This window comes from Falsiroseomonas oryzae (assembly GCF_027856955.1).
Classification (GTDB): domain Bacteria; phylum Pseudomonadota; class Alphaproteobacteria; order Acetobacterales; family Acetobacteraceae; genus Falsiroseomonas; species Falsiroseomonas oryzae.
In genome coordinates this window covers 1-1410 of sequence record NZ_JAPSMD010000770.1, presented here as the reverse complement: position 1 = coordinate 1410, position 1410 = coordinate 1, and the positions used below count along the sequence as shown (strand labels likewise).

At 76.3% G+C, this 1410-nt stretch carries 2 protein-coding genes; one reads left to right on the top strand and one right to left on the bottom strand.

All coding sequences use genetic code 11. From position 1 onward, the window contains the following. On the bottom strand, nucleotides 1–503 hold a 503-nt coding region (locus OZN99_RS31525; RefSeq protein ID WP_270939138.1), incomplete at its 3' end, for a GNAT family N-acetyltransferase. Here OZN99_RS31525 and OZN99_RS31520 point away from each other — a divergent pair. After that, on the top strand, nucleotides 502–1410 hold a 909-nt coding region (locus OZN99_RS31520; protein ID WP_270939137.1), incomplete at its 3' end, for a Gfo/Idh/MocA family protein. The two genes, OZN99_RS31525 and OZN99_RS31520, sit on opposite strands and share 2 nt — an antisense overlap.

The window sequence follows — 1410 nt, the reverse complement described above, 5'->3', positions numbered from 1 at the left end:
CGCACCGCCACGGCGGGCGCCGCGGGCGCGGCGGGCAGGCGCCAGCGCGTGAAGCCGAACACGTCCGCGAAGCCGAGCCGGCGATACACCGCGCGCCCGTCCGGCGTCGCGTCCAGCGCGACGCAGCGCGTGCCGTCCAGCCGCGCGATCGCCCAGCGCATCAGCTCGCTCGCCAGCCCCTGCCGCCGCCGGTCCGGCCGCACCAGCACCATCGAGATCCAGGCGAGGTCCGGCCCGAAAGGCAGCACCGCCGCGGTGGCTGCCAGGCAATCCTGATCGCCGTCGTCCAGCGCGCGCACCGCGCCGTCCTGCAGGAAGACGCGCCAATCCGTCTCGGCCTGGTTCCATCCCGCCAGGCGGGACAGCGCGGCGGCGCGCGGCAGGTCGGCCTCGGTCAGCGGTCTCGGCTGCATCGCGCCGAGCGTCCCGCGTGGGTTGCGCGCGGTCAACCGCACCGGCTCCGCCTTGACCGCGCGTGCCACAGGCCCTTCGCTGGCGGACATGGCGCGGATCCTGCTGGTCGGTTGCGGTGCCTTCGGCCGCGTGCATGCGGCGGCGCTCGCCCGGCTCGGCGTGCCCGCCGCGGGCTTCGACCCGTCGCCCGCCGCGCGCGCCGCCCTGCCGGGGCTTCGCTTCGTGGACAGGCTGGAGGACGGGCTCGGCTGGTGCGATGCTGCCATCGTCGCCACGCCGCCGGCGACCCATGCGCCGCTGGCGGCGGCTGTGTTGCGCGCGGGACGCGACCTGTTCCTCGAGAAGCCGGCGACGGAGACGGCGGCGGAAAGCCGCATGCTGGCGGAGCTGGCCGCGGCACGGGGACGGATCGCGCAGGTCGGCCTCTATTTCCGCTTCCACCCGAAGGCGCAGGCGCTGCACGCCCTGCTGCGCGGCGGTGCCTTCGGCGCGCTGCACCACCTCTCCGCCCGGATGTCCGGGCTGAAGCGCGCACGCGGCGATTCCGGCGCGCTGCTCAACGACGCCGTGCATTTCGCCGAACTGATCCCCTGGCTGGCCGGCGAGGCGCCGATGCGCGTCTTCGCCACCCTCGCCGATCCGCTCGGCCGCGGGCGGGAGGACCTGGCGCTGATCCAGCTGCTGTTTCCTTCCGGCGCGACCGGCTTCATCGAGGCCGGCTGCGTGCTGCCGGGCGAGCATGCGGATGCGGTCGTGCCCGGCGCGGAGACACGCAAGCTCCTCGCGGTTGCCGGCCGCGACGCGCTGGCGGAGCTCGACTTCGCGGCGGAACGCCTTGTGCTGCGCCGCGGCCGGCACGAGCAGGCGGAGGGCGGGGCCTGGCTGCCCCGCCACGCCGCGCGGGAGGAGGTCGCGGCGCCCGCGCTGGACCCGCTCGGCGTCGTGACCGCGCAACTGGAGGCCTTCCTGCACGCCGTGGCGACGCGCGCGCCGCAG